This window comes from Campylobacter sp. FOBRC14 (assembly GCF_000287855.1).
Taxonomy (GTDB): domain Bacteria; phylum Campylobacterota; class Campylobacteria; order Campylobacterales; family Campylobacteraceae; genus Campylobacter_A; species Campylobacter_A curvus.
In genome coordinates this window covers 189,123-215,297 of the sequence record NZ_ALJJ01000009.1, presented here as the reverse complement: position 1 = coordinate 215,297, position 26,175 = coordinate 189,123, and the positions used below count along the sequence as shown (strand labels likewise).

Genomic DNA, 26,175 nt, shown 5'->3' with positions numbered 1-26,175 from the left:
GCCAAGCTTTGATGAAAGAAATTTTTGAAACTCTCATAAACCAGACCGCTAAACCCCTGCTTAAAGAAAATGGCTTTACTAAAAAAGGTCTTAACTTTTTCAAAAAGCAAAACGAACTCATCTTCACCATAAATTTTCAAAAAAGTAGCGCAAATTCGCCTTTTGAGACTAAATTTTACATCAACTGCGGAGTTTATGCGTCGATTTTTGACACCACGCTTGGTAAAAATGCACCTCTTTACCCCAAAGAATATGAGTGTCATTTTAGAGAGAGGATTTCGACTATCCTTAAAGAAAATGACGGATACTTTATCGATCAAAATACCGATATGAACGAACTTGGCAAAAAGCTGACGCAGGATCTGAATTTGGCGGTTAAATTTCTTGACGAGATAAAAAGCGCCGATGAGCTTATGAAAATTTTATTAGCCAAGGGTGGGCTAAATTTAATAGATACGATTTTTGAATACCTTTTGGCAAGCAAAAATGAAAAAATTTTCATAGAACAAAGCTGGAAGCTTTATGTAAAATACGGAAATGAAGCAAGATGGCAAATTTTTGAAAATAAGATAAATAAAATGCTCGAAAAATATGGGCTAGAAAAGATAAATTTTAATGAAACAGTAAAAAGGTCGGACTAGCCGACCCTGAAATCAAGCTGTTTTGCGCCCTAGATGCTTATTGATAAGCCTTGTGATCTCTTCGCCGTGAGGAAATCTCGCCTCATCGTTACCGATTCGATCTTTTTTTGAAAATATCACGTCGCCATCAACTTCGACGATAAAATTTCCACCGTCTCCAATGACTAAATCAACTCTTGCATCGCCGAAATTCTTTTTTATCTCATCTTCTACACGAGAAGCTACCGGACGATAGTTTCAAGAGTTGCAGTAAATGATTTTTACATGCATCGCTCTTTCCTTTCTTTTGAGATAGGTCTTGATATTAGCATAAATTTATTAACGAGCAGTATAATTAGAAAAATTTAAGGAGTGAAAAATGAAAAGAGTTGCGGTGATTTTGGCTAACGGTTTTGAGGAAATAGAGGCTTTGAGCGTTGTGGATATTTTAAGGAGAGCCGACATAGACGCTTTGTGTGTAGGGCTTGATAGGGCTTTGGTGGTCGGCGCTCACGGCGTTAGCGTGAAAGTCGATCTGCTACTTAGCGAGCTAAGAGAGATAGAGCTCGATGCTATCGTGCTTCCCGGAGGACTACCCGGTGCACAAAATTTAGCAGACAGCAAGGAGCTTGGCGAAATTCTAAGGCGCTTTGATGATAATGGCAAGCTAATCTGCGCGATCTGTGCTGCACCGATGGCGCTGGCAAAAGCGGGCGTTTTAAAGGGCGCTTTTACTTGTTACCCCGGCTTCGAGACAAATGTCAGATCCGATAAAAATGGCTACATCAGTGATAAAAACGTGATCTGCGATCATAATATAATTACGTCCAGAGGACCTGCGACAGCGATGGAATTTGCCCTTGAGATCGTCAAAGAGCTAAACGGCACGAGCTCGTATGAGAGTGTTAGAGACGGATTACTTTATCATAGTTTATAAAAAATACGTAATTACACATTTTAAAATTTTGATTTAAAAAAGGGCTTTGAATTTAGTTTTTAAACTAGAGTGCGACTTCGATTTTTACGGTATTATATGACTTTTAAGGTTCATTTTTTTCAAATTTTATCGTAAAAATAAAATTTCGTGGCTTTTTTGCTCAAAATTTAGGTATCATTTCAATAACCGAATAATTCGGAAATTTTTTTAAGGGAATGTTCCTGTGAATATTTATGTAGGAAATTTGTCATATCGTATGACAGAGGCAGAGTTGAAGGAAGCTTTTGCGCAGTTTGGCGAGGTAAAGCGTGCAAAAATCGTTAAAGATCGCGACACAAATCGCTCAAAAGGCTTTGGATTTGTTGAAATGGACGACGCGAACGAGGGTCAAAGAGCTATCGACGCGCTTAATGATAAGGAACTGGGCGGACGCACTCTAAGAGTAAATGAAGCTCGCCCGAAAGAGTAAAATCACCCTGCCGTCAAGCTTTGACGGCATCATCTCACGTATAGCCCCCACACCAAGCGGCTACCTTCATCTTGGCAATGTTTACAACTTCTTACTGACCTATCTCTTTACTCGTGCGAACGACGGCTTTTTAAATTTACGCATCGATGACTACGATGTTAGCAGATATAGGCGCAAATTCGTGCAAAATATCTTTGACGTGCTAGAATTTTTGCAGCTTGATTATGACGGCGGAGCTAGGGATTTAGCCCAGTTTGAAGCTAAATTCAGCTCTAAATTCAGGCTTGATGGATACAAAAAAGCACTTGATAGCTTAAGAGGTGAAATTTACGCTTGTCAGTGCTCAAAGCATACGCCAAATGCCTATAAAAACGGCATTTATCAAGGTCTTTGCAGGTATAAAAATTTAAAATTCACAAAAGGGCTCACTTCGCTTAAAATTTTAGTCGATAGCAGTGACGAGCTTGGCCGTGATGTCGGTGAAAATTTAGGCGATTTCATACTTTATAAAAAGGACGACACTCCTGCTTATAACCTAGCTAGCGTCGTGGACGACGAGCTTCTTGGTGTAAATTTCGTAGTTAGAGGTGAGGATCTGCTAGGCTGCACGCAGGCTCAAATTTATCTATCAAGGCGCTTAGGATATAAATTTCAAAATGCAAAATTTATCCACCACGCCCTTTTCATGGACGGGGGCAAAAAGCTATCCAAATCATCGAACGCTCCTGCGATCGACTTTAAAAACGGGGCGAAATTTTACTACAAGATAGTAGCCGATCGGCTATCGCTAAACCCGCTTTGTTGCGACAAGCTATCAAATTTAGCCTACGAATTTAAAATTTCTCAAAGCAAAATACAAGCCCTCTAAAAGTTAAATTTCGCTACCATTTGGCTATGAAAAAGGAAGCAAAATGAGCGATTTTACACATCTTCATCTACATACCGAGTATTCGCTACTTGACGGGGCGAATAAGATAAAAGAGCTGGCTCACGTCTTGCATGAGCGCGGCGATACGAGCGCAGCCATAACCGATCACGGCAATATGTTTGGAGCGATCGATTTTTACAAAACGATGAAAAAAGAGGGCATAAAGCCGCTTATTGGCATTGAGGCTTATATCCACAACGCCGATGATCTGGGCGATAAGAGCAGCAAACAGCGCTTCCACCTGATCCTCATAGCTAAAAACGAGACCGGCTACAAAAACCTGATGTATCTTAGCTCGATGAGCTATATAGAGGGCTTTTACTACTATCCTAGGATCAATAAAAAAATTTTAAAAGAGCATAGTGAGGGCATAATCTGCTCGTCAGCCTGCCTTCAAGGCGAGGTGAGCTGGCATCTAAATTTAAGCGAACGAAACCTAAAATACGGCGCCAAAGGCTACGAAAAGGCAAAAGAGGTCGCGCTGGAATACAAAGAAATTTTCGGCGATGATTTTTACCTTGAGATCATGCGCCACGGCATCGGCGATCAACGCAGGATAGACGACGATATCCTAAGGATCGCAAAGGAAACGGGCATAAAAGTCATCGCCACGAACGATACGCACTACACTTTCAAAGAGCGTGCCGACGCACACGAGGTGTTTATGTGTATCGCTATGAACAAACTGCTCGACGATCCAAACCGCCTGCGCCACAGCGTGCATGAGTTTTTCGTAAAGAGCGAAGACGAGATGAAGCGCCTGTTTTTAGACATCCCGGAAGTCATCGAAAATACAAAAGAGATCGTGCAAAAGTGCAACCTCGAGATAAAGCTGGGTAACCCTACGCCTCCAAATTTTAAATTTACGCTTGAATGTGCGGCCGAGCGCGGGCTAAATCTACCGGAGCCTGAAAATAGATATAGCTTTAAAAACGATGCCGTATTTTTCGAGTATGAATGCAAAAAGGGGCTTGAAGAGAGGCTGAAATTCGTCCCTGAGAATTTACACGAGGAGTATAAAAAGCGCCTCGAGCGAGAGATCGAGATCATAAACAAGATGAATTTCCCGGGCTATATGATGATAGTTTGGGACTTTATAAACGAGGCTAAGAGCCGCGGCGTACCGGTAGGCCCCGGACGAGGATCCGCCGCTGGTAGCTTGGTCGCTTATTCGCTAAAGATCACCGACCTTGATCCTATACCATACAACCTGCTTTTTGAGAGGTTCTTAAACCCTGAGCGCGTGAGCATGCCTGATATCGACGTGGACTTTTGCCAAAGCAGACGTGGCGAGATCATCGACTACGTCACGCAAAAATACGGCAAATATAACGTCGCAGGCGTCATCACCTTTGGTAAGCTACTTGCAAAGGGCGTCATACGCGATGTCGCACGTGTTTGCGACATGCCATACGCCGAGGCCGACGCGATGGCAAAGCTCATACCTGACGAGCTTGGTATCACGCTAAAAGATGCATTTGAAAAAGAGCCAAAGATCAAAGAGCTGATCGACAAAAATCCAAAGGCGGCTAAAATTTGGAAATTTGCGCTCGATCTTGAGGGCTTAAACCGAAATGCCGGCCAGCACGCAGCAGGCGTAGTCATCTCAAACGAAGAGCTATGGAACAAAACGCCGCTCTTTCGTCAGCCAAACAGCCCCGAGGATCGCTACGTGACGCAGTATAGCCTCAAATATCTTGAGGACGTCGACCTGATAAAATTCGACTTTCTCGGGCTAAAGACGCTTACGGTGATCGACAACGCCATAAAGCTGGTCAAACGCCGCACCGGCAAGGACGTCATTTGGGAGCAGATAGATAAAAACGACAAGCCGGTTTATGACATGATACAAAGCGGCCAGGCGATCGGCATCTTCCAGATAGAGGGCGAGGGCATGAGAAAGCTAGGTACCAGCCTGCGTCCGGACTGCTTCGAGGACATCGTCGCGATGCTCGCACTCTACCGCCCGGGACCGATGGAAAGCGGCATGCTGGATGACTTCGTCAAAAGAAAACACGGCGAAGCGGCGATCACATACGCGTTTAAGGAGCTTGAGCCGATCCTGGCACCGACATACGGGGTCATCGTCTATCAAGAGCAAGTCATGCAGATAGTCCAAAAGATCGGCGGCTTTAGCCTAGGAGGCGCCGACCTCGTCCGCCGTGCGATGGGTAAAAAAGATCCAGAACTGCTTCGCCAGCAAAAAGAGCTCTTTGTAGAAGGAGCTAAAAAGGAGGGCTTTAACGTGCAAAAATCTGGCGATTTGTTTGATCTGATCTTGAAATTTGCGGGCTATGGCTTTAATAAATCACACTCCGCAGCTTATGCTTACGTGACCTTTCAAACGGCCTTTTTAAAGGCTTATTACCCGGCTGAATTTATGGCTGCGCTACTAACCAGCGAGGAGAGCAACGTCGATAAGATCGTTCGCTACATCGATGAGAGCAAACGCCTAAAGATCGATGTCCTGGCACCGTCGATCAACAAGTCGATGAAGGAATTCAGCGTCGTGGACAGCGGCGGACACGACGGCATCATCTTTGGCCTTGGCGCAATAAAGGGCGTGGGCGGTGCAGCTATCGAAAACATTATCTATGAGCGCGAAAACGACGGGGAATTTAAAGACTTTAACGACCTGGTCTCAAGGATAGATGCATTCAAGGTCAATAAAAAGGTCTTTGAAAGCCTCATAAAAGCGGGCTGCTTCGATGAATTCGGCCATACTCGCAAGATGCTTTTAGCAAACATAGAAAATATAATCGAAGCTTGCAAAAACGCCGCTCAGATACGCAAAAACGCCGCCCAGAGTCTATTTGGCGAGGACGAGAGCATGAACGACGTGAAGGTAAATTTCGATCCTGTAGATGGCGAATACGACATCAAGCAGATCTTAAAATTCGAGCAAGAAAGCGTAGGTATCTACCTCTCAGGCCATCCGCTCGATGACTACCGCGAAAAGATAAGCCAGATCAAATACACCCTCAGCTCGGAATTTGAAAATTTACCGCAAAGCGCCGAGATCTTGGTCGTCGGCAAGATCGAGGACTTTAGCACGCGCATAACAAAGAGCGGCAAAAAAATGGGCACGATAAATGTGCTTGACTTTCACGGTAACATCGAGATCGCGATATTTGAACGCGAGCTTGCAAATGTCGAGGACGTTTGGAATGATAGCGTAAAGCGCGATCTGCCTTATGCCTTTAAGATCAACATCTCTCGCGACGATCAGTTCGTGAGGACGAATTTAAACGAATTTTACTCCCTCGAAGATGCTGTAAATTTAGACTTTAAAACGAGGCAGATAAGGCAGGGCAATAAATTTTCAAGAGCCGCCACAAACAGTGCCGAGCCTATCAAGGTCAGAAACTACGGCGTTTTGGAGATACTCTTGAATCTAAACGAGCTAAATAAGCACAAGATCGCTGAAATTTATCATCTAGCCTTTACAAGGCATGCTCTAGGCAACGAAAAGCGGCTGGTTTTAAAGATAAAAAATGAAAATGCGGGCGAAATTTTGGTCTATAACACGAGCTTTTTGGTAAATGACGAGCTTGGTAGCGAGATAGAAAAGCTAGCCTTAGGGGCGTGAGCAGCGATTTAAAGGAGAAAAAATGAAAAACGTCTTAGTCGTCTCTGGTCATCCCGATGTCGAAAACTCATTTGCAAACAAAATCATCCTAGAGGAATTTGCAAAAATTTCACCCGATGCGAAGACCTACGAGCTTGGCAAGCTCTATCCTGATTTTAAGATAGATGTGAAAGCCGAGCAAGAGCGCCTTATGAAGGCCGATGTCATCGTGCTTCAGTTTCCGTTTTTCTGGTATAGCGTACCGTCTTTGATGCAAAAATGGTTCGAGGACGTGCTGGCCCATGGCTTCTCGCACGGTAGCAAGGGTGATAAGCTAAAGGGTAAAATTTTGATCGCTTCATTTACGAGCGGAGCGCCTGAAGATATGTATCAAAAAGGCGCTTTGCAAAACCATACGGTAGATGAATTCCTCGCTCCGCTCGAGCAGCTCGCGAGCCTAACGGGTATGAAATGGGGCGGATACGTTTATAGCGGCGGACTGTCATACGCTAGCCGCAACGACGAATCAAAGCTCGCTCAAATGCGCACCAAAGCAAAGGAGCACGCAAAAAGGCTAAGTGAATTTATAAAGAATTTATAGGAGAGAAGATGTATCTGATAAATATCACTTTAAAGATGGAAAAGTGCCTACGGACAAGGCTGAAGCGATGTTTGAGCGCCACCGCGAGTGGTTTGGTAAAATTTCAAGGAGGGTAATTCGTGCTACTTGGACCGTATCAGGACGAGCCGCATGCGGGCATCATCATCGCAAACCTAAAGGATAGGGCCGAGCTTGATAAAATTTTGGCCGAAGACGTTTATTATCCTGATATGGCGGAGTATGAGATAAGAGAATTTAAAGCCGCGATGGCTGCCGATCTAAGCGCCTTTGCAGGAAAATGATAAATCTAAACTAAGGAGCGAAAATGAAAGGCAAAATTTTAGCGTTAGCGGTTTTGGGTGGTTTGCTGGCAGGCTGTGCCACTTTGCAGGGGAAAATGACAGGCAACGATAGAGACGCTCACGGATGTATCGGCTCGGCTGGGTATAGCTACTCGTTTTTAAGGGGCGAGTGCGTCCAGCCCTTTGAGGTCGCTCAGGCGAGGCTAGACGACCCTGATAACGACACTTTGGCGATCTATTTGCTATTTTCCGGCGATAAAAAGCTAGTCGAGGTCTTTGGCGCAAATTTACCTGAAAATACGATCTTGCAGCAAAATCCTAGCGGCTACGCCTCAAAAGACGGCAAGATCCGTTTAGTAAGAGGCGTAAAGGGGCTAAAACTCGTAAAGTGATCACTCAAATGATGTCTTTTACGACCTTTGCGCCAAGCCCTATGCTCATATGATGTAAAAATATCAAATGATACAAATCTCCGTCATGCTGCGGCGAGTCGTAGGTCTGCACGAGAGCGTCTGGGACTATGACACGGCGCTTGATGTCGTGCTCGTTGGCTTGAAGTTTTAGGTGAGATACCAGCTGATAGACGCATAGATCGGTGCAGTCGCCAAAGATGACGAAGGTGTCAATCTGCGGATTTTGCGCGATGAAGTCGTTAAATCCTTTGCAAAATGCCGAGCTTAGCGAATTTTTCTTAAAAATTTTCATCTCTTTATAAAATTCTAAATTTTTTAGCTCGTCTATCGTCTCGGCCTCCTTGCCACCTTTTATGGCGTGTGGCGGGAAGTCGCTAAATTCCGCGCAATTTTCATCGTGACTATCCTCTATGAGGACAAAATTTTTAAGGCAGAAGTCATCGTGCGCTATTTTAAAGGTTTGAGCGAGCTTTGAAGCGATAGCAGCGCACCTTGGGCTAGAAAGCGTGCCCTCATGGCAAAAGCCATTTATCATATCCACGCTGATAAAGGCGATGTTGTTCGCACCATTTTTAAAAATTTCATCAAATTTAAGTGGCTTTAGATCCTTGCGCCACCTTTTGATGCCAGCTATGAAGTCCGTCTCTTTTTGTGTCAAATTCATCATCTATCCTTGAATATAGGTAAGCTTATGCAAAAGGTCTTTGGCTCGAGCGTTATCTCTATGCTGCCTTTGTGCGCAGCGATGATCTGCACGCAAAGTGCTAGACCTAGCCCGTTGCCCTTTTGCTTACTCGTTTTAAACGGTTCAAAGACCGCACCTTTGTCCTTTATACTAACTCCGCTGTCGTAGAGGTAAAATTTATGCTCTTTGTCCGTTTTCTCGTAGCTCAAGCTGATTTCACCGCTCTCGTCGTCGCTTTCCTCGATCGCATCTATCGCGTTAAAGAGCAGGTTTTGAAAGACCATGGCGAGCAGGTCCTTATCGCCATTATAAAAGCCGCTCTCAAAGCCTAAATTTATATCTATATCCTTTGAATAAGCGTAGTATCTAAGCGCCTCCTCGCATTCGCTCTTAAGCTCCAGGAAGTTAAAAACGCCAGTGTTTATATGCACGCCCTTGGTGAAAAGCAGCGTCGCTTTTATGATGCGCTCCACGCGCCAGATCGCCCTTTGTATCTCGCTGGCGATGGGCTGCGTTTTAGCGTCGGCTCGTTTTAAAAGAGTGGAGGCGAGCAAAGAGACCGAACCTATGGGGTTTCTGATCTCGTGAGCTAAATGTGCGGCCACTTGACCCATGGAGACTAGGCGCTCGTTGCGTTTTTGCTCGGTGATATCGACTGCCGAGACGATCTTTTTGCCGTCTTTATCGGCGATCTTTACGAGATAGACGGTACCTCGAAATTCTATCTCCTGATCGCTACTGAAATTTATATGTTTAAAAAGTTCGCTCTTTTTTGCGGCTTGCGAATTTTGCAAAAAGAGGCCGCCGTCATCATTTAGCACCCAAAGTGCGGTCGGCATGACATCGACCACGTCCTTTACTATCTTTTGTAGATTTTCATACGAGGCGTGCAGGTTTTTATACTCTTGCTCGATGAGGTAAGTCTGCTCTATCAGGCTTTTTAGCCCGTCTTGTATGTCTTTTTGCTCACTCATTTATCAGCTCCTCGAAGTCTTTTATCTCGTATAGTCTCACGCGCTCGTCTTTTAGGCTCAAAAGCTCCTTGCTAAAGCCGCTTTTTGAAAACAGTGCGATGATGTCAGGCGCGATGCCAAGCTTGGCGCATTTATAAAGCAATAAATTCAGCACGTTTTTACAGACCTTGCGCTCTTTATATTTGGCTTCGCCCACGATTATTTTGTCGTCTATTTTAAAAAGCATGTCTATCTCGACGTCCTTTTTCCAAAAGCTACTTAGCAAGATGCCTTGTATGCCAAATTTCTTCGCCATCAGCTCTCCGCAAAGCATCTCGTATCCAAGGCTTGCGTATTCGTCGAATCCCGCTCTTATGAGCGCTAAAATTTCATCTTTTTTGCCTGATTTCAGCGCCTCTAAATTTGGCTCTATGAATCTAAACCAAAACCTTGAAAAATGGCTGTTGAAGTGGATCTTGTCTTCTACCCTATATCTGCGCTCGCTCTTTTTTAGGTTTTGATTTTTCTGCCTTTTGGCGGGCTGTTCGCGACTCTTTTCTATGAGTAAAAATTCCTTTTGCAAAAGTGTGGCGTATACTTTATTGGCTATCGTTTGAGGTAAAATTTTATGGACGCGAAACCTTTTCCTGTCGCTTCTGGCAAGCTTTATGAGAGCTATTTTTATCGCATTATCGACGTCGCTTTCAAAGTAAAATCTAGGCATCAAAGCCTTGTAATCATCTAAAATTTCATGTTCTATGGCTTCAAATACATCGTAATACGCGCCATTTAGCATAAATTCGTCAAATACAAAGTGAAATTTGATGAGCTCCTCGATGTCAAGGTGCTTCATGCGTTCGTATGTCGATCTTAGCGATTTGATTTTTGACTCCTTTGCTGAGTCATTGTAACATAAAATTTAGTAAAAAGGGCTATAATAAAGCCCAAATTTTAAAGGCTTTTTGTTGGTAAATTTAGAACACATCAGAAAAAACATAATCCTAAAAAACGGCGTGCACTATTTTGACTACACGGCCTCGGGGCTTGCGTATAAAGATATCGAGGAGCAGATGATGCAAGTGCTCAAAACCTACGCCAACACGCATTCTGATAGCTCCTCAAACGCTATGAAAACGCAAAATTTATACGAGGGTGCAAGAGCGCAGATAAAGGCTCTTTTAGGGCTTGACGATAGGTTTTATCTGTTTCCGTGCGGCTTTGGCTCTAGTGCGGCGATAAAGAAATTTCAAGAGATCATGGGACTTTACATCCCGCCAAAGACTCGCAAACGCTATGATGTGAGGAAAAATGCAAATTCTCCGCTTGTGATCTTGGGTCCTTACGAGCACCACTCAAACGAAGTGAGCTTTCGCGAGGCGCTTTGCGATGTCGCCAGGATACGCCTGGATAAAAACGCAGGCGTGGATCTTGAGCATTTGGAGCAAATTTTAAAGATAAACGCCGGCCGCGAGATCATAGCAAGCTTTAGCGTCGCCTCAAACGTTACCGGCGTCATTACGGATTATAAGAAAATTTACACGATGGTAAAGGCTAAGGGTGGCATCGTCGCACTCGATGCGGCGAGCTTTAGCGCCTATGGTAACGTGGATTGCGATTATTTCGATGCACTTTTTTTATCCCCTCACAAGCTGCTTGGTGGAGTGGGTAGTTGCGGTTTGCTGGCGCTTAAAAAAATTTTGGCTGACGGCGAGGAGCCTACGTTTGCAGCTGGCGGGACGGTAAGCTACGTGAGCCGAAATTCGCATGTTTTCGTCAAAGATACCGAGCAGCTGGAGCAGGGCGGCACACCGCCTATAACGCAGCTCATACGCGCGTCTTTGGCTTACGGCCTGCGAAACGAGATAGGCTTTAGCGCGATTTGTGAGAACGAGGACGAGCTTGGCAGATATTTTGAAAAGCGCCTGAGTGAAATTCCGCAGGTGATCAACTACTGCCCAAGAGAGCTCAAGCGCCTGCCGATATTTGCGTTTAACGTAAAGGGCGTCTCTCCTTATGATTTCGCCTTGATCTTGAGCAATGACTTTGGTATCCAAACGCGAGCAGGGTGCGCTTGCGCCGGGCCTTACGGACACGAGCTTTTAGGCCTTAAAGACGATGCGCCGCTAGCCGCTAAACCAGGCTGGGTGCGCGTGAGCCTACATTATACGCATACGTTTGATGATATCGACTATCTGATAAGCGCCATCAAAAAAGGTATCGAAAGATACGGCATACTGGCTGCAAACGATAGAGCGCGCCTACCAAGTGAGCAAGAGCCAGGCGGCTGCATATAGTGGCTGAATTTAAAATTCTAAAGGCCATAGCCTGAGATATCAAAATAGGTAATAATACAAATAAAATTTAGGCTCTGTTATAATATTTCATTGATTTTCAGATTTTAAAGCGAAGCCAAACCTTGTGAAGCGACGCTATCGCCGCCGATTTTTATTTCGTGCTACGCACTCACAACTACAAAGCAGAAGCGAAGCAAGTGCCAATGATTTATTATAGCAGAGCCAAAATTTATTTTATGATAGAAGGGTAAAATTTACACTTTAAATGAGCGAGGCACCAAAGAGAGCGTAAGGGCCTATAAAAATACTAAAACAAGCCATCAAAGACAGCTCATCGCCAGTCTAAGCCGTGCTAAATTCTCGCCTATAGATTTTGGGCGATAAACAGCGTTTATGACGGCTATGAGATCTATTCTAAGCGCTGAAATTTGGGCGATATTCGAGGCGTTTATGCCGCCGATAGCACATATTGGGATATTTAAGATCTCTTTTGCTTGCTTTATGGTCTCAAGCGGGCAAATGACTGCGTCAGGCTTTGTCCGGCTTTTAAAAACCGAGCCAAAAGCCACGTAGCTAGCGCCATTTTGCTGCGCTTTTAGCGCTAAATTCAGATCATTGTAGCAGCTCACCCCGATAAATGCATCGTCTCCTAAAATTTCACGAGCCGAGCTTATATCCATATCATCGATGCCGATATGAACGCACTTTGCACCGATAGAAGCGGCAAATTTCACATCATCGTTTACGATAAATTTCGCTTTAAAATCATCACAAAGTGTCAGCAGCTCGCGTGCGATCTTCTCGTTTTTGACAGGCTTTTTGCTTCGATATTGAAAAAATTTGACCCCGTTTCGTAAAATTTCAGTTGCCTGAGAGATTATCGTCTCATCAGGGGTCAGAGTGTCGTCGCTTATGGCGTAAATTTGGCTCAAATTTTGACTTTGTGATTTAGCAGCGTCTTGCCAAATTTCGTCTCAAGCCCCGTTTTGATCGCCTGATAGACGTAGTTTTTGGCTTTCGTGACGGACTCTTCTAGCGAAAGCCCTTGAGCCAGGCAGCAGGCTATCGCAGTCGAAAACGTGCAGCCTGCGCCGTGCATTATGAAAGGATCGGCAAGCGCGGTGGCGAAATTTAGCTGCGAGCCGTCCTTTTTGTGTAGCGTATCTATGCTTTCGCCGTTTACGACATGCTTTTTGACTATGACATCGCAGACGAGTGAGCTAAAATCGTTGTGAAAAAGCGCCTGCGCCTCGTATCTGTTCGGCGTAGCGATGGTTGCAAATTTCAAGATCCCTCTTAAAGCGTCTATGGCGTCATCTTTGATGAGCTTGACGTTTGACTTGCTTATACAAACGGGGTCTATGACGATAGGGACGTTGAATTTTGGTAGCCATTTTTCAACGACCTTTATCGTCTGCACGTCAAAGAGCATACCTATCTTTACGGCGTCGATCTTAAGCTCCTCGGTGATGCCTCTTATCTGAGAGTCCACGCAACTTGCCGGCACGCTTGAAATATCGTAAGTCACTTGCGTATTTTCACAAACAAAGACCGTGATCGCAGTCGCGCTGTAACAACCAAACGCCTCGCAGGTCTTGATATCAGCTTGCGCTCCTGCGCCTCCTGCGCTATCAGAGCCTGCTATGATAAGTATGTTTTTCATCTTTCTCCTTGAAATTTACCGACTAAATTTACTATTTTAGATCGTATTTTTGAAGTATTTTGTCAAAAGTGCCGTCTTTTTTGAGCTCATCGATGGCCATGTTTATCTTGCCTATGAGATCGACATGTTTGTCTTTGTCAAATGCGATAGAAAAGCCCTCGCTGCCGTCAGGAAGCTTTAAAAATTCTTCCAGATCGGGATTTTGTTTGAGGTAGCCATATCCTATCGAGCTATCGACCAAGACGATATCGATCTTGCCTGCTTTTAGCGCTAGTATCGAGCTTCCTATCGCTTCGGCAGGAACGACTTTGGCGCCTGTTATAGCTCTAGCGGCTATCTCTTGGACAGTGCCAAGCTGCACGCCGATTTGTTTAGAGCCGATATTAGAATCATTCACGTCAGAGCCTTTTTTGCGGATGAATAAATTCTCAGTTGAATAATAAGGCTTTGTGAAATCCACCGATTTTCTTCTGTCCTCGGTCGCACTCATCGCACTCATGATAGCGTCTATCTTGCCGGTTTTTAGGGCAGGTATGAGGCCGTCGAAGCTGATGTTTTGAACCTCGAATTTAACGCCTATTTTGTTGCCGATCGCTTCTAAAAGATCGATGTCAAAGCCCGTGATCTTGTTTTTGTCATCGATAAATTCAAACGGAGGATAGTCCGCGCTGGCACCTACTTTAAAAACTTGCTCGCTACTGCTTGGAGCACTTGCTTTGGCGTTGCTCGACTTATCGGCGCTATCGCCGCAGCCCGCGAAAAATAGGGCGGCAACTAAAAATGCAAATAATTTCTTCATGTTTTCTCCTTTGTTTTAGTGATTTAAAATTTTACTCAAAAACTCTTGCAAACGTTGATTTTTAGGGCTCCTAAAGACATTCTCGGGCGTATCGTCTACTACGATCTTGCCTGATTCCATAAAAAATATGCGATTTGCCACGTTTCTTGCAAAGCCCATCTCATGGGTGACTACTAACATCGTGATGCCACGCGATGCGACATCTTTCATGATATCAAGCACCTCGCCTATCATCTCGGGATCTAGTGCGGATGTAGGCTCGTCAAATAAAATGACCTCCGGATCCATTGCAAGTGCGCGTGCGATCGCGATGCGCTGCTTTTGACCGCCCGAGAGCTTATGCGGATAGGTGTATTTTTTATCGAGTAGCCCTACGCTTTTTAGTAACTCATCGGCTCTGGCCTCGGCCTCATTTTTACTCAAAATACCAGCCTTTATAGGTGCAAGTGTCAAATTTTCTAGCACGTTTTTGTTTGCAAAGAGATTAAAATGCTGAAAAACCATGCTGATTTTTTGGCGAATTTTGTTTATATCGGCTTTTTTGCTCAGTATGTCCTCACCGTTTATGCTTATTTGCCCGCTACTTGGCTCTTCTAGGCGGTTGATGCAGCGTAAAAAGGTGCTTTTGCCGCCACCGCTTGGGCCGATGATGGCGATGACTTCGCCTTTTTTGACGCTGACGCTGATGTCGTTTAAAACCTGTAAATTCCCATAATTTTTACTTAAATTTTTGATCTCAATCATGGCGGTTCAACCTTTTTTCCAGTGTCTTCGTCAAAAAGGATAAAATTTTGACACTGATGTAATAGACCACTCCGGCAAAGATGACTGGTTTTGGATTATACAAAATGGCTTGAAAACTCTTGCTTTGAAAGGTTATGTCCATGACGCTGATGTAGCCTACAACGGAGGTTTCTTTAAAGAGCGATATGAACTCGTTTCCAAGTGCCGGCAAGATGTTTTTTATCGCTTGCGGGAAGATGATCTCGCGCATAGATGCCGAGTAGCTAAGCCCCATCGCGCGTGCAGCCTCCATTTGCCCTTTATCGACACTGTTTATACCACTGCGAACGATCTCGGCGACATAGGCCGAGCTGTTTAGCCCAAGTGCGATCACCGCGACGTAAAAGTTATCGCTCCATGTGGCAAATATCACCACCGAAAAGATGAGAAGCTGCAAAATGATCGGCGTTCCTCGTAAAATGTCGATGTATTCGTCGATTATGAAGCTTAAGATTTTAATATTTAGAAATTTCAAAAACGCAAGTAAAAAGCCAAGCGCTATACCGATGCAGATGCCTCCAAGCGTGAGGCCTAGCGTAACGCCGTAGCTCTTAAGATACGCTGCACGCTGGATCTCGTTTAGCTCGGTCGGATAGAAATAATAAACACCAAGCGTCACGATAACGACAAAAAATAAAATCCTGAAAAATTTTTCGTTAAGCAACTCCGCCCTTTTGAATCAAGATAGCCTATAATGATATGAAAAATTTAATATCGTTTTGCTTAAATCATGTAAAATTTTAGCCGTTTCTCGCGCGATTGATTGTGATTTAAATAAATTTATAATAATATTTCGGGCGTATTCATACAAAAGGAAATTTATGAGTTTGAGCTCTTATATCGCGATCGCTATATATTTTGGATTTTTGCTGTTTGTCGGACGTTATTCTTATAATAAAAATGCAAATATGGGCGAATATCTGTTGGATAACCGCCGCCTAGGCCCAGTCGTGACCGCTCTAAGTGCCGGAGCTAGCGATATGAGCGGCTGGATGCTTCTTGGCGTGCCGGGTGCGCTTTACGCCACGGGGATCGCCACTGCATGGATGGCGATAGGCCTTACCATAGGAGCGTATTGTAATTATTTATTTCTTGCCAAGCGACTGCGCGTTTATACCGAAGTCGCAAGCGACAGCATAACGATACCTGATTTCTTGGAAAATCGCTTCAAGGATAGGACTAAAATTTTGCGCATAGTCTCGGGGCTAGTCATCTTGGTATTTTTCACGCTTTACGTTTCAAGCGGTATCATCGCGGGCGGCAAGAGCTTCGAGAGCTTTTTTGGCTTGCCGTTTGACTACGGAGCGATATTTACCTTGATGATAGTCGTTTTTTATACGTTTTTTGGCGGGTTTCGCGCGGTTTGTATCACCGATGCGTTTCAAGGAGCTCTCATGTTTTTCGTGCTCGTAGCGATCCCGGTCGTGGGATTTTTAAATTTAGATATCCCAAGCGATACGAATTTTTGGAGAGAGCTATATAGGCTAAGCCCTAGTCATCTTGATATGTTTGCAGGACAGAGCTTTTGGGGCATTTTGGGGCTTTTGGCGTGGGGGTTCGGGTATTTTGGGCAGCCTCACATCATCGTTAGATTTATGGCGATACGAGACTCAAAAGAGCTCGCACAAGCCCGCAGGATCGGTATTGGCTGGATGGCGATAGGTCTCATCGGAGCGATGATGAGCGGGCTTATCGGCTTTGTATATTTTAGCACCAGAGGAGGGCTAAGCGATCCTGAGACCGTGTTTTTAAAGCTTGGCGAGCTGCTGTTTCCGCCATTTTTTATAGGTATCATCGTATCGGCGGTACTTTCTGCGATCATGAGCACGATATCAAGCCAGCTTCTAGTGACTTCAAGCTCGGTGACTAAGGATTTCATATTTGCCTTTTATAAAAAGGACGTGAGCGAAAAGATGCAAGTAGCGCTTAGCCGATACGCCGTAGTCGCAGTGGCACTCGTGGCTACCTTGCTAGCTTTTCTCTCAACCGATAGCGTTTTGAACGTAGTCGGCAACGCATGGGCGGGCTTTGGCGCGAGCTTTGGACCGGTTTTGCTTTTTAGCCTTTATTGGAAGCGTATGAGTGCGCTTGGCGCGCTTGTAGGCATGATAGCCGGTGGTGCGACGGTGCTTTTTTGGATAAGCTCGGGACTAAACGCCTATGTGTATGAAATTTTGCCCGGTATCATCGTCTCCAGCGTAGCTATCGTGATCGTAAGCATCTGGGGCGATGCGATAAACAAAATGACTAGCGAGCCGCATGAGCAGGTCATAAAAGACGAATTTGAGAAGATGAAAACGAGGCTTTGATCCGTGCCTTGCTATGCTCTTTGTGAAAGTATGTAAATAAGCTCTTTTTTACTAAATTCGACTGTAAATGTAAAAAATACAAAATTTGACGAAATATCATATCGCATTTTCTATGAGGCTCATCAAATTAAAAAATATCAACGATCCTGCCAGCCCTTGCCCCAAACGGCATAAGCGACATACCCTTTTTCGTAGCCGTCCAGCTTTTTTAGTGCATTTACAAGCAAAATTTTATTTTCACTTTCTTTCATCAGCGCACCTAAATTTTTGTAAATTTTCTCATTTTGATAGGATAAAATCCCTTTCACTATGACATCGAGGCTTTGCTCGCTCACGCCCCAGCGGTCGATGAACGCCTCGATAAATTTGACCTGCTCGTTTTGGTGTTCGTCATCGACGAGCGAGAAATACCGCTTTACGAGCGGGAAGTATTTTCCACTTTTTAGCCCCAGTCCAAAGACCGCGTAGCTTCCCGTTAGCAGTCATCTTTCATCGCTAGTGTCATTGTAGCTTTGAAATTCTACCATCGCGATGCTTGCGTAGTTTTCAAGCTCATCAAATAGCCTGTGCGCCAAAGCGGTAGCGAAAAGCTATGCAACAAAATTTAGATACGCAGACCATCAAAAGTGCAACCCAAGCTTCAAAAGACACATTAAATGAAATGCTTGAATTTCTAAGCAAAATGTCAAAGCAACGTGGCGTAAATTTAGACATAAACGAAGTAAAAACGGCGTTTATAAATTTAACTGACAGCTATAAATTTAATAATAAAACGATCGATACCAAAGCTTAAATTTCTATTTTTGCCCGCGTTTTAGCCTTCGCACTAAAAATCTCGCTGCGTGAAGGTCGTTAAATAGCGACTTTTCTATGCAAAGCGGGCGCTTTAGCACGAGATCGCCGATAAGCTTGGCTCCAAGTATCGCAGTGCAAAGTCCGCGCGAGCCGTGAGCGATATTTACAAAAACGTTTGGCTCATAAACGGCTGTAGGGTTCGTGTCTTTGTGCTTGCTCCAAAAGAGATCTTTATAGCTTTGCTTGTAAAATTCCTCATCATAAAGCGCACCAATGACCGGGAAGCGGTCGCTGCTGTAGCTTCTGTAGCCGACCTTTGAGCCGATGATACGCGCTTTTTTGACGTCTAGAAATTCGCTCACCTTGCTTAAATTTTCCGCGTCGTCCTCGTCTCTGGCTTCATCGCAAATTTCGTTTCTGGCGTATGTCGCGCCGATCACCTGCACGCCCCAGATACTAGGGCAGACGTAGCCAAATGCGCTAAAGGGCATGTGGGTATCTACGAGCGGCTCGATGTGAGTGACTTGCCCGCGGACAGAGCTTAGCAGTATCTCTTTTTCTTTGAAAATTTCAGCGCTTTTGCTGCCCGTCGCAAAGACCAAAATATCGGTCTTTAGGCTCTTGGCGTTTTTGAATTTCACGCTGATCTGCCCGTTTTTTAGGTGCTTGTGGCTAAGGTATTCGTGAGTGAAAAGGACGTTTAAATCTTTAGCGATCTTTTCACACATTTTTCGCGGTCTGGCGTATGCGCCGTCTTTTATAAACATCGCAGGATAGGGCTTTGCGGCCTTGTCAAATTTGAAAATCTCATCGGCATCTTCATCGCGCCAGCTCTCAAAGCGCTTGGCCAGCAGCTCGTCGTATGCGTAGTCGATGCAGCCGCTAAATTTTATATATCGCTCGTTCATAGCGGATCTGTAAAACCTAGCCGCCTGCAAAAAGGCGTTTAGGTGCATGCGCCCTAAATTTACCTCGGGTTTTGTGATGAGCGGCATCAAAACACCGCAGTAATTGCCGGAGCCGTTCGTGGCGACCGCGCCTTTTGCCTCGGCTAGCGTCACGTCAAAGCCGTTTTTGCTAAGCTCTACGGCCGTAGCTAGCCCCGCGATGCCCGCTCCTATGATGAGAGCTCTCGGTGTGCGGGCTAAATTTAGCGCCGTTTCGCATCTTGCAAACCACGGATCTTTTGAAATTTCATAGCTTTGCTTCAATACGGCGTGGCTCATTTGCCGTTTTTTGCCGTATCCTTTGCGAAGCTCTAGCCAAAAGCCCGCCCGAACAAGGCGCTCGCGCACGATCTTGGCACAAGAATACGTCCGCACCATGCCGCCCAAACGCGTCAGGCGCGCGATGTGCTTAAACACCGCCTCGCTCCACATAGCCTCGTTTTTGCTCGGAGCAAAGCCGTCCATAAACCAAACATCGGCCTTGAAATCAAGCTCGGGCAAAATTTCAAGCACATCGCCAAAGCAAAGATCAAGCGTGATGAACTCGCTAAATTCTATCCTGTGGATACCTCGAACGAGTGGCGGATAGAGCCTGGCAAGCTTTTTAGCCAGGGTTTTAAATTTTCCTAAATTTTCATAAATTTCAGCTAGATCGTGCTTTGCGATAGGGTTTGCCTCGATGCTCACGAAATGTAGCCTCTTGCCGCTATTTTGAAATTTCTTGCAAAGCGTGAGGAAATTTAGCCCCGCGCCAAAGCCCGTTTCAGCGACGATGAAGCGATCTTGCTCATGCCAAATTTCATCAAGTCCCTTTGCAAAGACGTATTCGCTCTCGCACCAGGGCTTATCGGTATTGAAGTAGATGTCGTCAAACTGCGCATTGAACGCGGTCTTGCCCTTAAAGCTTACGGCTGCGTTTTTCATCAGTTTTTAGCAAAATAAGAATCCACGCCGTTTGCAATGCCAAGCGCCAGGGCGTTTTGATATGCGTCGTCGTAGAGCATTTTACCCTCCACGGGGTGCGTGATGTAGCCTATCTCTACTAGCACTGCTGGCATGAGAGCACCCACGAGCACCCAAAACGGCGCTTCTCTGACGCCGCCGTCACTCGCACTATAAACCTTTCTGGCTTGAGCCAGTAGCTCGCGCTGCATGTCGATGCCAAGCTTGTTTGAGGCGATGATCTTCTCGCGGTTTAGGACGTTTAAAAATGTCTGCTGCGAAAAGTAGTTCATCTCTTCTATGTCGGATTTATTTTCCAGTGCGGCGGCGTTTTTACTGCGCTCGGAGCGCGCAGGCGAGAGGAAAAACGTCTCTATGCCGTGCATGCTGGCCGCTTTTACCGCATTTGGAGCGGCATTTGCATGGATGGAGACGAAGAGGTCGGCCATTTTATCGTTTGCATATTTAGTGCGCGTGCGTAAATTTATGAAGGTGTCGTTCGAGCGCGTGAAATAGACCTTATAGCCGCGTTTTTTCAAAATTTCGCCAAGCTTTTTACCCACGGCCAAAACGGCGACTTTTTCTTGCATCTTGCCGCTTATGGCGCCAGGATCGCTGCCGCCGTGACCCGGGTCGATGACTATCGTTTTACCGCCCGTGATATGGTGTGGCCTCGGCTGGCTTGTCGGTGCGGCGGGAGTTTTAGGGGGCTGGGCTTGAGCCGGCGGTATAGGCGTGCTTTGCTGCGTTTTAACGGGCTGCTTGGTAAGCGGCGCGTTTATCTTTTCGTTCGAGACGAAATTTTCACTGCTTATGACCAAAGCGTCGCCTATGACGTTTGCTTTTATCGTTTTTTGCGCCCTGTCGCTAAAGACTATACGTATGGTATTTTTGTCAAACTGCGCTATGTGCACCTCTTGCGTGATGAAATTTTTATACGTGAGACTGCTACCGTTTAGGACGCCCTCTATATCCATGATGTTTCGGTAGATATTTTTTTGATTTAGCGCTGAGGTCTTTAGCTTTGACGTGTCAAGCGGCTGGTTGAATTTTAATACCAAGGTATCGCCGTTTTTTGTAGCGCTTAGCAGATAAAGCGGCCTGGTGCTTGGCGTTTGCTTGATAGGCGTTTGCGTTTGCCTGGCTTGGGTATCGAGGTTATTTGTTTTGGCGGGTTTTGCGCCGTTTAGCTCGTTTAAGTCGTTTAGATAAGAGCTACTGTCAAGGCCTAGGGCTTTTGAGCTTATGATGAGTCTTGAGAGGGTCTGTTTTTTTAAATTTTTATCGTTGTTGATGATGGCTTGGACGTAAATTTGCTTGATATCGTTGTGAAATTTACTCTTTTGTGCCTTTGTAGACGTGGCGAAATTTCTATCGAAATTTGAAAAAATTTGAGCCTCGTTTGCGCTAAAAAGGCTCATCGTGAGCATCAAAACGACAAAAATTATCCTAGTCATCTTCGCCGTGCACCAACTTTGCCATAAGCTCTTTGACGCTTATTATCTCTTTTAGTTTGTAGCCGTTTGCTCCGGTGAAAAATAGCCCGGTATCGACGTTGCCGGAATACGAGTCAAACAGCCTGTCTGCGATGCAGTATCCTACTTGCTTAGCCTCTTTACCGCGCTGACAAGGGCTCACACAGTTGCTGATACATTGAATTTTCGGGCCTTGTCGCTTATCGACTAAATTTAGCAGATTTGTGCGGATACCGCGCGCAGGATAGCCTACCGGGCTTTTTATAAGCTCGATGTCCTCTTTTTTGGCGTTTAAGATGACCTCTTTGAAGCGGATATTTGCGTCGCATTCGTAGGTGCCGATGAAGCGAGTACCCATCTGCACGCCGTCTGCGCCAAGCTGCATGACCTTTTCGATGTCCTTTTTATCCCAGATGCCGCCGGCAGCGATGAGCGGGAAATCTCCCCACTCCTTTATCTCCTCTTTGACCGGCGCGATGAGCTTTTCTAGCTGATACTCGGGGTCTATGCACTGCTCATAGGTAAAGCCCTGATGGCCGCCACTTAGGGGACCTTCCAGCACTACTGCATCGGGTAGGCGTTTATAGCGCTGCATCCAACGCTTACAGATGATTTTAAGGGCTTTGGCGCTTGAGACGATAGGCACTAGCGCGATATTTTTGAAATTTTCGGTAAATTCGGGTAGATTCGTAGGCAGTCCGGCGCCTGAGACGATGATGTTGATCCCGGCCTCACATGCGTCTTTGACGACTCTTGCGTAGTCGTTTGCCGCATACATGATATTTACACCAAGGGGCAGATCGCCGCAAATTTTACGAGCGTTTGCGACGATAGCTTTTAGGCCCGCCGTAGAATAAAAATTTTCGCTGCCAAAAGGTTTTGCGTTTAGTTCCTTACTGATATATGCGCGGTTTTCATAGTATCCCGTGCCTACGGAGCTGATTATCCCAAGGCCGCCTTCCAGGCTTACGTTGCCAGCCAGCTTGTCCCAGCTGATACCAAGCCCCATGCCGCCTTGAAATATCGGGTATTTTATCTCGTATTGTCCTATTTTTAGCGGTTTGAATTCCATCAGACGACCTTTAGCCTCGCAAATTTTTTCTTGCCTACTTGTAAAACGTAAATTCCGCTATCAAGCTTTAGCTGCTCGTCGTTTATCTTTTTTTGATCCACGCTCACGGCATTTGCGGCGATATCGCGACGTGCTTGAGAATTCGTAGGACATAGCTTGCAGTGAGTCAATGCCTCGACTATCCAAGCAGGAGAGCTCATCTCAAAGGTTTCAAGATCGCTTGGGATCTGATTTTGCACGTGAACGCTGTTAAATTCCTCGCATGCCGCCTTCGCCGCAGCCTCGCCGTGATAGCGAGCCGTGATCTCGTAGGCCAGATCCTCTTTGGCTTTTTTGGGGTGGTATTTGCCTGCATCTACGCTAGCTCTTAGCGCGGCTATCTCGCCTGTGCTCTTTTCACTCAAAAGATCATACCAGCGCCACATGAGCTCGTCGCTGATACTTAGCGTTTTGGCAAACATCTCGTTTGGTACGTCCGTCACGCCGATGTAGTTGCCTAGGCTTTTACTCATTTTATTTACGCCGTCAAGCCCCTCAAGTAGCGGCATCATGATGACGGCTTGCTCTTTACCGACATTGTAAATTCGCTGCAACGTGCGTCCCATGAGAAGGTTAAATTTTTGATCCGTACCGCCCATTTCGATGTCGCATTTCATCGCGACGCTATCATAGCCTTGCATGAGCGGATATAAAAACTCACTTATCGAGATCGGCGTGCCGGCCTTTATGCGCTTTTCAAAGTCGTCTCGCTCGAGCATACGAGCTACCGGAAATGTGCTAGCCAGTTCGATCATTCCAGCCGCGCCTAGCTCGTTTGACCAGGTCGAGTTAAACATTATCTTTGTCTTTGCGGGGTCTAAAATTTTAAAAACCTGCTCCTCGTAGGTTTTGGCGTTTTTTAGCACGGTCTGCTTATCGAGCTTCTTTCTGGTGGCGGATTTGCCGCTAGGATCGCCGATCTGCCCAGTGAAATCGCCTATCAAAAACTGCACGATCGCACCGTGCTTTTGCAAAAGCGCCATCTTGCCAAGTACTACGGTGTGGCCTAGATGAAGGTCGGGTGCTGTCGGGTCAAAACCCGCTTTCACGTAAAAATTTTCGCCTTTTTCATAGAAATTTTTGATCAAATTAAATATACGATCCTCGTCGATCATCTCGGCGACGCCTCGTTTGACCTCTTGCATTATTTGCATCAAATCAACCATTTTTTCTCCTTAAATTTAGTTATGATACGGGTCGCTTTGCGATACGAAATCGATTATCTTATAGCGCTCTTTTAGCTTGTCTCTTATGTCGTTAGCATCGATATTTTCGGCTATCTCGACGCTAAGCTCAAACAAATCTCCCGTAACGTCGTTGGCTTCGTTTAGCATGATTGTAGCTAAATTTACGTCAAGCCGCGCCAGGTAGGTCAGGAATTCCGCCAGCGAGCCTTTGCGGTTTTCTAAATTTAGCAAAATTTTATATCTATACGGCGCATTTCTGGTCCATTTGACGAAGATGATCTCCTCGTTTTTATCCATCAGTTTGCCCGCTCTTTCGCAGAGCTTATGGTGCACGGTCACGGTGTGTCCGTTTTTAAAGCCTACGATGCTGTCGCCTCGTTTAGGGTTGCAGCAATAATCAAACTCGACGTTATTTATTTTATGGTTCGAGTATATCACGATATTTTCAAATTTCTGCTTTTTGATCTGGTATTTGTCGCCAAGTGCTATCAAAAACGGACGCTCTTTGCGGATGTATTTTTTAAGAGCGTTGGCTACCTCTTGCAGATACACGGAGTCGGTCGCGGCTTTAAAAATTTTCTTGCTTAAATTTTCGCGCTCTATCCAGTCCAAGATCCTTTGAGAGGATACGCTAAAGACTGATTTTAGGATATCGACGGCGATTTTATGATTTATCTCTTTTATCTTTTGCTTGCAAAACGATCGGATAGTCGCGCGCGCTTTACCGGTTCGCACGCTATTCATCCATGAGCAGCGATACTTTGCCTCGTCTCCTGTCACGATGCGCACGATATCGCCGTTTTTAAGCTCTGTTAGAAGCGGCATCTTGACGCGGTTTATATAAGCTTCTTTGGCGTAAAGGCCTATTTCGGTGTGAATTTCATACGCGTAATCAAGCGCAGTCGCTCCGCGCGGCAAGGTAAAGACCTCGCCTTTTGGCGAATATACCGCGATATCCTCGATATAAAGGCTATCTTTTGCGTATTCGTAAAGCTCTTCAGGGTTGTTCTCGCTTTCGCCGTTTTGCATGCCGATATCGTTTAGCCAGTCTAGTTTAGGATTTAGTAAGCTGCCTTCGCCGTTTTTGTATTTCCAGTGCGCGGCGACGCCGTATTCGGCGGTTTTGTGCATATCGTAGGTGCGAACCTGCGCTTCAAATATACTTTTGTTATCAAATATCGTCGTATGGATAGTCTGATAGCCGTTTTGTTTTGGAAGCGCGATATAGTCCTTAAAGCGCGAGATCAAAGGGTTGAAATTTATATGTAAATTTCCAAGCGCAAGGTAGCAATCAAGCGGTTTTTGCACGATGATGCGTATAGCTAACAAGTCAAGCACCTCCTCGATAGAGATGCCCTTTCGTTGCATTTTTAGGTATATCGAGTAGTAGTGCTTTATACGTTTTTGAATTTCAAAGCTTCCCTCGCTAAAGCCGTTTTGAAGTAAAATTTGACCGACTTTTTCATAAAAGGCGTTGAGCTTTAACGCGAGCTGCTGCTTGTGCTTATCCAGGTAGTTGTAAATTTTGGCGTATTCATCGGGCATGGCGTATTTAAAGCTTAGATCTTCGAGCAAATTTTTGATAGATGAAATTCCAAGTCTATGCGCGATCGGAGCGTAAACCATCAGTGTCTCTTCGGCTATGCGTTTTTGCTTTTCGGGTGCCAGCGCATCGAGAGTGAGCATGTTGTGCAGCCTATCGCAAAGCTTTACGACAAGCACGCGCACGTCTTCGATGGATATTAAAAGCATACGCCTAAACGTAAGGGCGGACGAGGCTAAGCGCTCGTTGCTATCGGAGCTTGCGAGTTTGTCCTCTCTTATGGCTACGATCTTGGTGAGTCCTTCGACCAGCTTTGCGACCTCTTCGCCAAATTCCGTTTTCACCTGCGCTAACGTAGTGTCGGTGTCCTCGACCACGTCGTGTAGGAGCGCGGCGATGACCATATTTTCATCGCCACCCATATACGAGACGATGCAAGCGACCAAGATAGGATGTATCGCATACGGTTCGCCGCTTTTTCGGTATTGACCGGAGTGCGAAGTCACGCAGGTGTCTATGGCCTTTTGCAGTAGCGGTGTTTGCTCGCAGAGCGAAAAGAGCAGCGCCATGACATCGGGCACGTTTCTACATGCCGATATCTCGTCTATGAGCTGCTCTATGAATATACTATTTTCCTTCAACAATAGCCTCTAGCCCTATCTTTCCCTCTGCGACTTCCATGAGTGCGATATCGGCAAATTTCATCTTGGAAGTATCGCCGTCTATGAGCGCTTGCGCGCCGTTTGCAAGCGCTTCGGCGCGTTTTGCCACGATCAAAGACAGCTTGTATCTGTCGTCTCCGATTTGTTTTAGTGCTTTTGCCGTGATTTGTTCGGTTCTCATTTTTATCC

General features: G+C 45.5%; 27 protein-coding genes. 11 read left to right on the top strand and 16 right to left on the bottom strand.

What is annotated here, in order from left to right; all coding sequences use genetic code 11:
* Window positions 1–11: 11 nt before the first annotated feature.
* On the top strand, window positions 12–641 hold the full coding sequence (locus HMPREF1139_RS04340) for a DUF4304 domain-containing protein (RefSeq protein WP_009650019.1): 630 nt from the start codon (window positions 12–14) through the stop codon (window positions 639–641).
* Between the two features lie 12 nt (window positions 642–653).
* Here the strand turns inward: HMPREF1139_RS04340 and HMPREF1139_RS11975 are convergent, their stop codons facing one another.
* A complete protein-coding gene (locus tag HMPREF1139_RS11975; RefSeq protein WP_257784762.1) occupies window positions 654–911 on the bottom strand; it encodes a SelT/SelW/SelH family (seleno)protein in 258 nt (85 codons plus the stop codon).
* A gap of 88 nt (window positions 912–999) precedes the next feature.
* On the opposite strand from HMPREF1139_RS11975, the gene HMPREF1139_RS04330 reads away from it, so the two are divergent.
* The 7 genes from HMPREF1139_RS04330 to HMPREF1139_RS04300 all read left to right on the top strand — a co-directional run bounded on the left by HMPREF1139_RS04330 (window position 1,000) and on the right by HMPREF1139_RS04300 (window position 7,817).
* The gene (locus HMPREF1139_RS04330; RefSeq protein ID WP_009650175.1) at window positions 1,000–1,557 is read left to right on the top strand and encodes a DJ-1 family glyoxalase III; all 558 of its coding nucleotides are present in this window, start codon (window positions 1,000–1,002) and stop codon (window positions 1,555–1,557) included.
* Between the two features lie 223 nt (window positions 1,558–1,780).
* Complete coding sequence (locus HMPREF1139_RS04325; protein ID WP_026175503.1) at window positions 1,781–2,026, top strand: RNA recognition motif domain-containing protein; 246 nt, start codon at window positions 1,781–1,783, stop codon at window positions 2,024–2,026.
* Window positions 2,004–2,894, top strand: coding sequence for a glutamate--tRNA ligase family protein (locus tag HMPREF1139_RS04320; protein ID WP_009650288.1), 891 nt, complete (start codon window positions 2,004–2,006; stop codon window positions 2,892–2,894). The genes HMPREF1139_RS04325 and HMPREF1139_RS04320 overlap by 23 nt, the downstream gene beginning before the upstream one ends.
* 43 nt (window positions 2,895–2,937) lie before the next feature.
* Entirely contained in the window at window positions 2,938–6,543 is a 3,606-nt protein-coding gene (dnaE, locus tag HMPREF1139_RS04315) for a DNA polymerase III subunit alpha (RefSeq protein ID WP_009650174.1), read from the top strand.
* A gap of 22 nt (window positions 6,544–6,565) precedes the next feature.
* Window positions 6,566–7,123: an NAD(P)H-dependent oxidoreductase gene (locus HMPREF1139_RS04310; protein WP_009649994.1), complete on the top strand. Its 558-nt coding sequence runs from the start codon at window positions 6,566–6,568 to the stop codon at window positions 7,121–7,123.
* 119 nt (window positions 7,124–7,242) lie between these two features.
* The gene (locus HMPREF1139_RS11300; RefSeq protein WP_009650350.1) at window positions 7,243–7,425 is read left to right on the top strand and encodes a hypothetical protein; all 183 of its coding nucleotides are present in this window, start codon (window positions 7,243–7,245) and stop codon (window positions 7,423–7,425) included.
* Between the two features lie 23 nt (window positions 7,426–7,448).
* Window positions 7,449–7,817 carry a hypothetical protein gene (locus tag HMPREF1139_RS04300; RefSeq protein ID WP_009650343.1) on the top strand — a complete coding sequence of 123 codons (369 nt, stop codon included), beginning with the start codon at window positions 7,449–7,451 and terminating at the stop codon, window positions 7,815–7,817.
* 4 nt (window positions 7,818–7,821) lie between these two features.
* Here HMPREF1139_RS04300 and HMPREF1139_RS04295 read toward each other — a convergent pair whose 3' ends face one another.
* Genes HMPREF1139_RS04295 through HMPREF1139_RS04285 form a run of 3 tightly spaced genes read right to left on the bottom strand, consistent with a single transcriptional unit; the run spans window position 7,822 to window position 10,329 of the window.
* Window positions 7,822–8,502, bottom strand: a complete 681-nt coding sequence (locus tag HMPREF1139_RS04295; RefSeq protein ID WP_009650194.1) for a cysteine hydrolase family protein — start codon at window positions 8,500–8,502, stop codon at window positions 7,822–7,824.
* Complete coding sequence (locus tag HMPREF1139_RS04290) at window positions 8,502–9,497, bottom strand: sensor histidine kinase (protein ID WP_009650103.1); 996 nt, start codon at window positions 9,495–9,497, stop codon at window positions 8,502–8,504. The genes HMPREF1139_RS04295 and HMPREF1139_RS04290 overlap by 1 nt, the downstream gene beginning before the upstream one ends.
* A complete protein-coding gene (locus tag HMPREF1139_RS04285; RefSeq protein WP_009649950.1) occupies window positions 9,490–10,329 on the bottom strand; it encodes a DUF234 domain-containing protein in 840 nt (279 codons plus the stop codon). Before HMPREF1139_RS04285 ends, HMPREF1139_RS04290 begins: the two co-directional genes overlap by 8 nt.
* A gap of 112 nt (window positions 10,330–10,441) precedes the next feature.
* Here HMPREF1139_RS04285 and HMPREF1139_RS04280 point away from each other — a divergent pair, with 112 nt between their 5' ends.
* Complete coding sequence (locus HMPREF1139_RS04280; protein WP_009649963.1) at window positions 10,442–11,770, top strand: aminotransferase class V-fold PLP-dependent enzyme; 1,329 nt, start codon at window positions 10,442–10,444, stop codon at window positions 11,768–11,770.
* A gap of 320 nt (window positions 11,771–12,090) precedes the next feature.
* Here HMPREF1139_RS04280 and thiE read toward each other — a convergent pair whose 3' ends face one another.
* From thiE to HMPREF1139_RS04255, 5 genes are read right to left on the bottom strand one after another with little or no spacing between them, the layout of a single operon-like run.
* Window positions 12,091–12,702, bottom strand: coding sequence for a thiamine phosphate synthase (gene thiE, locus HMPREF1139_RS04275; protein ID WP_009650188.1), 612 nt, complete (start codon window positions 12,700–12,702; stop codon window positions 12,091–12,093).
* Window positions 12,699–13,433 (bottom strand): bifunctional hydroxymethylpyrimidine kinase/phosphomethylpyrimidine kinase, encoded by a 735-nt coding sequence (thiD, locus tag HMPREF1139_RS04270; protein WP_009650169.1) that lies wholly within the window; start codon window positions 13,431–13,433, stop codon window positions 12,699–12,701. The genes thiE and thiD overlap by 4 nt, the downstream gene beginning before the upstream one ends.
* 31 nt (window positions 13,434–13,464) lie before the next feature.
* The gene (locus HMPREF1139_RS04265; RefSeq protein ID WP_009650069.1) at window positions 13,465–14,232 is read right to left on the bottom strand and encodes a basic amino acid ABC transporter substrate-binding protein; all 768 of its coding nucleotides are present in this window, start codon (window positions 14,230–14,232) and stop codon (window positions 13,465–13,467) included.
* A 15-nt stretch (window positions 14,233–14,247) separates the two neighbouring features.
* Entirely contained in the window at window positions 14,248–14,976 is a 729-nt protein-coding gene (locus tag HMPREF1139_RS04260; protein ID WP_009650317.1) for an amino acid ABC transporter ATP-binding protein, read from the bottom strand.
* Window positions 14,969–15,679, bottom strand: coding sequence for an amino acid ABC transporter permease (locus HMPREF1139_RS04255; RefSeq protein ID WP_009650248.1), 711 nt, complete (start codon window positions 15,677–15,679; stop codon window positions 14,969–14,971). Before HMPREF1139_RS04255 ends, HMPREF1139_RS04260 begins: the two co-directional genes overlap by 8 nt.
* 157 nt (window positions 15,680–15,836) lie before the next feature.
* Here HMPREF1139_RS04255 and putP point away from each other — a divergent pair, with 157 nt between their 5' ends.
* Window positions 15,837–17,324 (top strand): sodium/proline symporter PutP, encoded by a 1,488-nt coding sequence (gene putP, locus HMPREF1139_RS04250; RefSeq protein ID WP_009650112.1) that lies wholly within the window; start codon window positions 15,837–15,839, stop codon window positions 17,322–17,324.
* A 137-nt stretch (window positions 17,325–17,461) separates the two neighbouring features.
* On the opposite strand, the gene HMPREF1139_RS11860 is transcribed toward putP, so the two are convergent.
* Window positions 17,462–17,806: a DUF6138 family protein gene (locus HMPREF1139_RS11860; RefSeq protein WP_269479233.1), complete on the bottom strand. Its 345-nt coding sequence runs from the start codon at window positions 17,804–17,806 to the stop codon at window positions 17,462–17,464.
* 110 nt (window positions 17,807–17,916) lie between these two features.
* Here HMPREF1139_RS11860 and HMPREF1139_RS04240 point away from each other — a divergent pair, with 110 nt between their 5' ends.
* Window positions 17,917–18,117 carry a hypothetical protein gene (locus HMPREF1139_RS04240; RefSeq protein WP_034966090.1) on the top strand — a complete coding sequence of 67 codons (201 nt, stop codon included), beginning with the start codon at window positions 17,917–17,919 and terminating at the stop codon, window positions 18,115–18,117.
* 4 nt (window positions 18,118–18,121) lie between these two features.
* Here the strand turns inward: HMPREF1139_RS04240 and mnmC are convergent, their stop codons facing one another.
* Genes mnmC through HMPREF1139_RS04210 form a run of 6 tightly spaced genes read right to left on the bottom strand, consistent with a single transcriptional unit; the run spans window position 18,122 to window position 26,167 of the window.
* Window positions 18,122–19,990: a bifunctional tRNA (5-methylaminomethyl-2-thiouridine)(34)-methyltransferase MnmD/FAD-dependent 5-carboxymethylaminomethyl-2-thiouridine(34) oxidoreductase MnmC gene (gene mnmC, locus HMPREF1139_RS04235; protein WP_009650052.1), complete on the bottom strand. Its 1,869-nt coding sequence runs from the start codon at window positions 19,988–19,990 to the stop codon at window positions 18,122–18,124.
* On the bottom strand, window positions 19,990–21,465 hold the full coding sequence (locus HMPREF1139_RS04230) for an N-acetylmuramoyl-L-alanine amidase family protein (RefSeq protein ID WP_009650347.1): 1,476 nt from the start codon (window positions 21,463–21,465) through the stop codon (window positions 19,990–19,992). Before HMPREF1139_RS04230 ends, mnmC begins: the two co-directional genes overlap by 1 nt.
* A complete protein-coding gene (locus tag HMPREF1139_RS04225) occupies window positions 21,458–22,555 on the bottom strand; it encodes a nitronate monooxygenase (RefSeq protein ID WP_009650131.1) in 1,098 nt (365 codons plus the stop codon). Before HMPREF1139_RS04225 ends, HMPREF1139_RS04230 begins: the two co-directional genes overlap by 8 nt.
* The gene (gene tyrS / locus HMPREF1139_RS04220; RefSeq protein ID WP_009650136.1) at window positions 22,555–23,760 is read right to left on the bottom strand and encodes a tyrosine--tRNA ligase; all 1,206 of its coding nucleotides are present in this window, start codon (window positions 23,758–23,760) and stop codon (window positions 22,555–22,557) included. The genes HMPREF1139_RS04225 and tyrS overlap by 1 nt, the downstream gene beginning before the upstream one ends.
* A gap of 15 nt (window positions 23,761–23,775) precedes the next feature.
* Window positions 23,776–25,965, bottom strand: a complete 2,190-nt coding sequence (locus HMPREF1139_RS04215) for a RelA/SpoT family protein (RefSeq protein ID WP_009649958.1) — start codon at window positions 25,963–25,965, stop codon at window positions 23,776–23,778.
* Window positions 25,952–26,167, bottom strand: coding sequence for a DNA-directed RNA polymerase subunit omega (locus HMPREF1139_RS04210; protein ID WP_009650284.1), 216 nt, complete (start codon window positions 26,165–26,167; stop codon window positions 25,952–25,954). Before HMPREF1139_RS04210 ends, HMPREF1139_RS04215 begins: the two co-directional genes overlap by 14 nt.
* Between the last annotated feature and the right edge of the window lie 8 nt (window positions 26,168–26,175).

What these genes read in the sequence shown, in the direction of transcription:
- HMPREF1139_RS04295 (WP_009650194.1), bottom strand. Translation starts at nt 8,502, where the DNA reads ATGAATTTGACACAAAAAGAGACGGACTTCATAGCTGGCATCAAAAGG.
- HMPREF1139_RS04260 (WP_009650317.1), bottom strand. Translation starts at nt 14,976, where the DNA reads ATGATTGAGATCAAAAATTTAAGTAAAAATTATGGGAATTTACAGGTT.
- HMPREF1139_RS04290 (WP_009650103.1), bottom strand. Translation starts at nt 9,497, where the DNA reads ATGAGTGAGCAAAAAGACATACAAGACGGGCTAAAAAGCCTGATAGAG.
- tyrS (WP_009650136.1), bottom strand. Translation starts at nt 23,760, where the DNA reads ATGGTTGATTTGATGCAAATAATGCAAGAGGTCAAACGAGGCGTCGCC.
- HMPREF1139_RS04300 (WP_009650343.1), top strand. Translation starts at nt 7,449, where the DNA reads ATGAAAGGCAAAATTTTAGCGTTAGCGGTTTTGGGTGGTTTGCTGGCA.
- HMPREF1139_RS04210 (WP_009650284.1), bottom strand. Translation starts at nt 26,167, where the DNA reads ATGAGAACCGAACAAATCACGGCAAAAGCACTAAAACAAATCGGAGAC.
- HMPREF1139_RS04265 (WP_009650069.1), bottom strand. Translation starts at nt 14,232, where the DNA reads ATGAAGAAATTATTTGCATTTTTAGTTGCCGCCCTATTTTTCGCGGGC.
- dnaE (WP_009650174.1), top strand. Translation starts at nt 2,938, where the DNA reads ATGAGCGATTTTACACATCTTCATCTACATACCGAGTATTCGCTACTT.
- thiD (WP_009650169.1), bottom strand. Translation starts at nt 13,433, where the DNA reads ATGAAAAACATACTTATCATAGCAGGCTCTGATAGCGCAGGAGGCGCA.
- HMPREF1139_RS04225 (WP_009650131.1), bottom strand. Translation starts at nt 22,555, where the DNA reads ATGGAATTCAAACCGCTAAAAATAGGACAATACGAGATAAAATACCCG.
- HMPREF1139_RS04330 (WP_009650175.1), top strand. Translation starts at nt 1,000, where the DNA reads ATGAAAAGAGTTGCGGTGATTTTGGCTAACGGTTTTGAGGAAATAGAG.
- HMPREF1139_RS04230 (WP_009650347.1), bottom strand. Translation starts at nt 21,465, where the DNA reads ATGACTAGGATAATTTTTGTCGTTTTGATGCTCACGATGAGCCTTTTT.
- HMPREF1139_RS04240 (WP_034966090.1), top strand. Translation starts at nt 17,917, where the DNA reads ATGCAACAAAATTTAGATACGCAGACCATCAAAAGTGCAACCCAAGCT.
- putP (WP_009650112.1), top strand. Translation starts at nt 15,837, where the DNA reads ATGAGTTTGAGCTCTTATATCGCGATCGCTATATATTTTGGATTTTTG.
- HMPREF1139_RS04340 (WP_009650019.1), top strand. Translation starts at nt 12, where the DNA reads ATGAAAGAAATTTTTGAAACTCTCATAAACCAGACCGCTAAACCCCTG.
- mnmC (WP_009650052.1), bottom strand. Translation starts at nt 19,990, where the DNA reads ATGAAAAACGCAGCCGTAAGCTTTAAGGGCAAGACCGCGTTCAATGCG.
- HMPREF1139_RS04320 (WP_009650288.1), top strand. Translation starts at nt 2,004, where the DNA reads ATGAAGCTCGCCCGAAAGAGTAAAATCACCCTGCCGTCAAGCTTTGAC.
- HMPREF1139_RS04285 (WP_009649950.1), bottom strand. Translation starts at nt 10,329, where the DNA reads ATGAAGCACCTTGACATCGAGGAGCTCATCAAATTTCACTTTGTATTT.
- HMPREF1139_RS04310 (WP_009649994.1), top strand. Translation starts at nt 6,566, where the DNA reads ATGAAAAACGTCTTAGTCGTCTCTGGTCATCCCGATGTCGAAAACTCA.